We start from the raw sequence: 6055 nt of genomic DNA, 5'->3' as shown, positions 1-6055 counted from the left end.
CAGCAGGGCGGCGAGCCCGCCGTCGAAACCCTGGCCGACGGCGGCGAACCGCCACACGTCCTTGAGATAGACGTCGGCGAGCATCACGGCCCGCTCGGTGCTGAACTCGGCGCCGGTGAAGGCGTACCGGGCGACCTCCTCGCCGCCCGCCACGATCCGCAGATAGCCGGGGCCCACCTGGGACATCTGCCCGTCGCCGTCGATGGTCGCGGTGAAGGAGAGCCTCTGCACGGCGGCCGGGACGCGGTCCAGGGTGACCCGGAACGACTCGGTGTCACCGGACTGCGCGCCGAGCAGCTGGATGGACTCCTCGGGCGACTTGGGCTGGTTGAAGAAGACGAAGTACCGGTCGTCGGAGAGTTTCTCCTGGGCGTCGAGGCCGAAGCAGCTGATGTCGAAACTCAGCCCGGGTCCGGCGATCCGCACGCCGACGTAAAGATCCGTGCCGGCCGTCAGATCACTGATCTTGGCCTTGTGGCCACGCTGGAATTCCCTGGCCATGGTGCGACCGTCCCCCATCCCCTCAACGCCGCTCGTGCGTACCGCGTGTGCGTTGCGTCAGGCTAACCGGTCGGACCGACAGCGGCCATTACCTTGGCCTATTCGCCGCGGAGCCCTTCGAGATTCCGCTGCGGGTTCGGCAGCCGGTCCACCGCGTCCACGCCCTCCAGATAGCCGCGGGCCCGCTCGGTGCGCGGGTAGCTCTCCAGCAGCTTCCAGAAGCGGGGGCCGTGGCCGGGCACCAGCAGATGCGCCAGCTCGTGCAGCAGCACGTAGTCGATGACGTACTCGGGCATGCCGCGCAGCCGGTGCGACAGGCGGATGCTGCCCTCGGCGGGGGTGCACGAGCCCCAGCGGGAGTTCTGGTTGGTCACCCAGCGCACCGTGTCCGGGACGGCGCGGCCGTGCAGATACTGCTCGGACAGGCGCTCGGCGCGGGCGGCCAGCTCGTCGTCGCCGGGCATCCGGCGGCTTTCCTGGGCGGCGAGCTTCTCCAGCATCACCGCGACCCAGCGCTGCTCCTCGGCCGCGGACATCCGCGCCGGGATCAGCACGACGGTGCGGTCGCCGTCGCGGTACGCGGACACCGTGCGGCGCCGGCGGGCGCTGCGGCGTACCTCCACCGCTCCCCCCGCACCCGTGCGGAGGCCGCGGGTGGGCTGGCTGGCGAGGTCGGACGCTGGATCGGCGGACACGCCTCGACGTTACCCGCTGCGGCGGTGCGAAGTCCTGTCTCCAGGCCGATTGATCCGCAAATCACCTCGGTTCGTACCCATATCGAATGACTATTCCTCACAGCCTGTGGATAACTCAACGGCGCATCGTGCGCGCTGCGGCATTCTGATGCTGCGTGCTCACGGAGAGTGAACGGGAGCGCGGATATCGGCCGGCGGCGAACAGGAGCGCCGTCACTAGCGCCGCCGAAGGAAAGAAGAACGGGGAAATGCCATGCGTCCGATGCTGAAGAGCGCGCTGCGCCGCAGCTGGCGGGACCGGGAAAGCGTGCAGTTCGGAATGGACCCGGCCCACGCGGTCGTGCTCGAACCGGTCGACGGCGCCGCGGCCGGCTTCCTCGACCTGCTGGACGGCACCCGGAGCGCTCCCACCCTCACCCGGGACGCCGGCGCCCTCGGCCTCGGCCCGGACCGGGTCAGACGGCTGCTGGGCCTGCTCGCGGAGGGCGGCGTGCTGGACGACGCGGCCAGCCACGCGACGCTGTCGGCGGCCCTGCGGCACCGCACCCCGGCCCTGGACCGGCTCCGCCCGGACCTGGCCGCCCTGTCCGTCATCCATCCGGGTCCCGGCGGCGCCGCGACCCGGATACGGCACCGCCGGGCGTCCCGGGTGCGCGTGCACGGCGCCGGACGGGTGGGCTCCGCGCTGGCCGCCGTCCTCGCCGCGGCGGGCGTGGGGGCGGTGGACCTGGTCGACACCGGCCGGGTCGAGCCCTGGGACGCCACGCCGTGCGGTATTCCGGCCGAGCACATCGGCGACCGGCGCGACGCTGCCGGCCGCGGCGCGGTCAGACGGGCCTCCCCGGAGCCCCGCGGCCCCGGGGACGGCAGAGACCCCCAGCCCGTGCCCGGATCCGCGATCACCGTCCTGGCCCCCCGTGACGGCATCGACGCGTACGCGCCCGAGGTGGGCGAGGCCCGGGATCTCGTCGCCGCGGGCGTGCCCCACCTCTACGCGGGGGTGCTGGAGGGCACCGGCGTGGTGGGCCCGCTGGTGCTGCCGGGGCGCACGGGCTGCGGGGAGTGCCTGGGCCTGCGGCTGGCCGCGGAGGATCCGGCCTGGCCGCGGATGCTCGCGCAGCTCAGATCGAGGCGGCAGCCGGGGGTGCCCGCCTGCGACATCGCGCTGGCCACGACCGTGGCGGGCTTGGCCGCGACACACGTGCTGGCCTACCTGGACGGGCGGCTGCCGCCGAGTTCGGGAGCCCGGCTGGAGCTGACACTCGGCCGGTTGTCGACCCGCCTGAGGCCCCTGTCGGCGGACGAGCGCTGCGGGTGCGGCGCCGGAGGGGGGCACAATGGCCATGTGCCCGATGGGAAACGCAGCTGACCGATGGGAAATGAGGGGGCGCATGTCTGATCTTCCGCGCAAGGCAGTGACCCGCACCGCCAAGCTGGCGGCGCTCCCTCTGGGGTTCGCCGGGCGGGCCACGCTCGGGCTCGGCAAGCGGCTGGGCGGCCGGCCCGCCGACGAGGTGGCCACCGAGCTGCAGGAGCGCACCGCGGAACAGCTCTTCAAGGTGCTCGGTGAGTTGAAGGGCGGCGCGATGAAGTTCGGGCAGGCCCTGTCGGTCTTCGAGGCGGCGCTGCCGGAGGACGTGGCCAGTCCCTACCGGGCGGCACTCACGAAGCTGCAGGAGGCCGCCCCGCCGCTGCCGGCCCGCTCGGTGCACAAGGTGCTGGCGGAGCGGCTGGGCAAGGACTGGCGCTCGCTGTTCGCCGAGTTCGAGGACAAGCCGGCCGCGGCGGCGTCCATCGGCCAGGTGCACCGGGCGGTGTGGAGCGACGGGCGCCCGGTGGCGGTGAAGGTCCAGTATCCGGGGGCCGGCGAGGCGCTGCTGTCGGACCTGTCCCAGCTGGGCCGGGTGGCGCGGCTCTTCGGGCCGCTGATCCCGGGGATGGACGTCAAGCCGCTGCTGGCCGAGCTGCGCGCCCGGGTGGCGGAGGAGCTGGACTACGAGCTGGAGGCCGAGGCGCAGCATGTCCACGCCCGGGAGTTCGCCGGGGATCCGGACATCGAGGTGCCGGACGTGGTCCACCAGGCCGATCAGGTGCTGGTGACCGAGTGGATGGACGGAGTGCCGCTGTCCGAGGTGATCTCGGGCGGTACCCAGGAGATGCGGGACCGGGCCGGGCAGCTGCTGGCGCACTTCCTGTTCGCCGGCCCGGCCCGCACCGGCCTGCTGCACGCCGATCCGCACCCGGGCAATTTCCGGCTGCTGACCGACGACGGCCCGGCGTCGGGATGGCGGCTGGGCGTGCTGGACTTCGGCACCGTGGACCGGCTGCCGGACGGCTTGCCGCTGCCGATCGGTACCGCGCTGCGGCTGGCGCTGGCCGGGGACGCCGAGCAGGTGTACGCGATGCTCCGCGAGGAGGGTTTCGTCCGCCCGGCCATCACGCTGGACGCGGACGCGGTGCTGGACTATCTGCAGCCCATCATCGAGCCGGCCGGCCTGGAGGAGTTCGGCTTCGAGCGGGCCTGGATGCGGGGCCAGGCGGCGCGGATCGCCGATCCGCGGTCGCCTGCCCACCAGTTGGGCAAGCAGTTGAATCTGCCGCCGTCGTATCTGCTGATCCACCGCGTGACGCTGAGCACCATCGGGGTGCTGTGCCAGCTGGGCGCGACGGTGCGGTTGCGGGAGGAGCTCAGCGAGTGGCTGCCCGGTTTCGACGCGGGGGGTGCGGCGGAGTCCGCCTGAGGGGGGCGCGCCGCTACCACCAGGCCGAGTCGAGCCGCGCTTCGATGCTGCGCAGATGCCTGCGGGCGCAGTCGTCGCAGAAGTACAGGCGACCGCCGTTCTCCACGGAGCAGACCCAGGTCAGCGGCAGACCTTCGGCGGTGTGGCCGCAGCGGGCGCACGTGGTCGTGGTCTGCGTGGTCGTGGTCTGAGAGGTCTTCTGATCCACTGGGTGACGATACCTCCGCCCATGCCTGGTTTGTCACCCCCACGCACGCGCGGAACCGGTCGGTTTCGACCGGTTCCGCAGGATCGTACGAGGTCAGCGGCGCCCTGGGCGGCGATGCGGCGGCCCGGCGGCGCTTACTGCGTCCTGGTTACTGCATCACCACCATGGCCAGCGCCCGGCGGGCGCGCAGCGAGGCGCGCTCGGCGCGACGCTGGAGCCGGCGCGCGGCGAGCAGGCGGAGCGACCTGCGTTCGTGTTCGGCCTCTTGCAGGCGTTGGTGCATGTGGGCACGAGCCAGCGCTTCTGGCATGAGTTGCATTTCGAGGTTCCTGTTCTGCTGCGAGGCGAGAGCGTCGTTGGTGCGGGCGGCGAGTTCGCCGAGGGTGGGTGTCATGGGGGCCTGCTTCTTCGGGTGATGGTTCTTCGGGTCGTGCGTCAGCGGGCGGTCGATGGTTCCGGGCGCCCGGGACTTCCTGGCGTTCACGCGGCGACAGCGTTCTTGCGCGGACGGCCACGGGGCCGCTTGCGGGCCACGACGACGCCCTGGATGAACAGTTCGCCGCCCCATACGCCCCAGGGCTCGCGGCGGTCCTTGGCGCCGGCGAGGCAGGCCTCACGGACCGGACAGGTCTGGCAGAGGGACTTGGCGTACTCGACGTCGGCCGGGGACTCCGCGAAGAAGACCTCGGGGTCGTAGGTCCGGCACGGGACGGGCACGCCGAGTCGCTCGATCTCGTCGTCGAGCTCGGTCAGGGGCAGCAAGGTGGTCTCCGAAGTCGGGGCGGTACACGGGTCCCCGGGCGCGCGGCCCTGGGGAGGGTGGCTCAGGTCGGGCTTGGGTCCGGACGTTTCGTGCTGGGCGGTAGGCACGGTTGGTTCGTTCCTCGTCTGTCGTCCGGCCGGTCGGCCGGTTTTCGGTTGTTTCCGTCTGGAGAAAACAGAAGGGCCGCGGATCCCGGTCTGGGATTCCGCGGCCCTGAGGTGCCGACCTGATGCGTTATCAGGCTGGATCACTCCAGGGTTGGAGCCCGCGGAAGGCCCACTTGCTGCCGTGCTGCTGCGTCTTCTGCTGTCCATTGGCGCCATTCGCGCCTTCGGCGGTACCAGCGCCGGCGCCGTTGGCCGCCGCCGCAAAGGCATAGGCCTGGGCCTGTGCCGCTGCCGCCGCTACCGCGGACGCCTTGATCGGTCGCTCACTCCGCTCACGCACGGGCAGAACCGGCAGGAGAGCAGAGGTCGCAGAGGTCATGGACAGACCGGTGGCGTGCATCGAAATGCCGAGCGGGCAGGCGGCGACGACCGAACGATCGGTCATTTTTGTGGTGGTCATCAGGCTGATCATTGGGCTCGCCTCCTCTCGGCGTCTCGTAAGGGCGGTGGACCGTACTTGCCTAGTACATCACGAGCGGGTGGGCTCTTGGAAGAGCCGTTCCCGTTCGCGCTCAGGAAGGCTATGGGTCCCTCAGCGGGATGCGCAAACTATTTTTCGGCTTCCTCGAAAGAAGATTCCTCGGGCTCCTCGAAGAGGTCGTCCGGGGGCTCCTCGTACGGTCCGGCCTGCTCGCCTTCCGCTTCACCGGCCGGCGCCGAGGACGCGGCGGCGCCCGGCTCCCCGCCCGCGACCAGGGCCAGCACGTCCGCCCCGAACTTGTCGAGTTTGCGGGCCCCCACCCCGGCGATGGAGGAGAGTTCCGCTTCACCCGGCGGCCTCACCTCCGCGATCGCCAGCAGCGTCTTGTCGGTGAACACGCAGTAGGCCGGCTGCCCGAGCGCCTTCGCCTGCTCCATCCGCCAGACCCGCAGCCGCTCGTAGAGCGCCTCGTCGAGATCGGAGGGGCAGTCCTCACAGCGCATCAGTTTGATCTCGCCCGCCTCCGACAGCGTGCGCCCGCACACCCGGCACAGCACCG

At 71.6% G+C, this 6055-nt stretch carries 9 protein-coding genes; 2 read left to right on the top strand and 7 right to left on the bottom strand.

What is annotated here, in order from left to right:
- The coding region (locus GA0115240_RS12865; RefSeq protein WP_141708816.1) for a TerD family protein at window positions 1-501 on the bottom strand (501 nt) is incomplete at its 3' end.
- Between the two features lie 98 nt (window positions 502-599).
- On the bottom strand, window positions 600-1196 hold the full coding sequence (locus tag GA0115240_RS12860; protein WP_093736820.1) for a M48 metallopeptidase family protein: 597 nt from the start codon (window positions 1194-1196) through the stop codon (window positions 600-602).
- Window positions 1197-1449: 253 nt separating this feature from the next.
- On the opposite strand from GA0115240_RS12860, the gene GA0115240_RS12855 reads away from it, so the two are divergent.
- The gene (locus GA0115240_RS12855) at window positions 1450-2565 is read left to right on the top strand and encodes a TOMM precursor leader peptide-binding protein (protein WP_093736819.1); all 1116 of its coding nucleotides are present in this window, start codon (window positions 1450-1452) and stop codon (window positions 2563-2565) included.
- A gap of 22 nt (window positions 2566-2587) precedes the next feature.
- Window positions 2588-3937, top strand: a complete 1350-nt coding sequence (locus tag GA0115240_RS12850; protein ID WP_093736818.1) for an ABC1 kinase family protein — start codon at window positions 2588-2590, stop codon at window positions 3935-3937.
- A 13-nt stretch (window positions 3938-3950) separates the two neighbouring features.
- On the opposite strand, the gene GA0115240_RS12845 is transcribed toward GA0115240_RS12850, so the two are convergent.
- From GA0115240_RS12845 to GA0115240_RS12825, 5 genes are all read right to left on the bottom strand, one after another.
- Window positions 3951-4145: a hypothetical protein gene (locus GA0115240_RS12845; RefSeq protein ID WP_093736817.1), complete on the bottom strand. Its 195-nt coding sequence runs from the start codon at window positions 4143-4145 to the stop codon at window positions 3951-3953.
- Between the two features lie 148 nt (window positions 4146-4293).
- Window positions 4294-4629 (bottom strand): hypothetical protein, encoded by a 336-nt coding sequence (locus tag GA0115240_RS12840; RefSeq protein WP_093736816.1) that lies wholly within the window; start codon window positions 4627-4629, stop codon window positions 4294-4296.
- Window positions 4626-4973: a WhiB family transcriptional regulator gene (locus GA0115240_RS12835; RefSeq protein WP_272919891.1), complete on the bottom strand. Its 348-nt coding sequence runs from the start codon at window positions 4971-4973 to the stop codon at window positions 4626-4628. The genes GA0115240_RS12840 and GA0115240_RS12835 overlap by 4 nt, the downstream gene beginning before the upstream one ends.
- 172 nt (window positions 4974-5145) lie before the next feature.
- Complete coding sequence (locus GA0115240_RS12830; protein WP_093736814.1) at window positions 5146-5487, bottom strand: hypothetical protein; 342 nt, start codon at window positions 5485-5487, stop codon at window positions 5146-5148.
- A gap of 137 nt (window positions 5488-5624) precedes the next feature.
- A partial coding sequence (locus GA0115240_RS12825; protein WP_176725057.1) for an HRDC domain-containing protein occupies window positions 5625-6055 on the bottom strand: 431 nt, incomplete at its 5' end.

Source organism: Streptomyces sp. DvalAA-14 (assembly GCF_900091855.1).
GTDB lineage: Bacteria > Actinomycetota > Actinomycetes > Streptomycetales > Streptomycetaceae > Actinacidiphila.
This window is presented reverse-complemented; position numbering and strand designations above follow the sequence as displayed.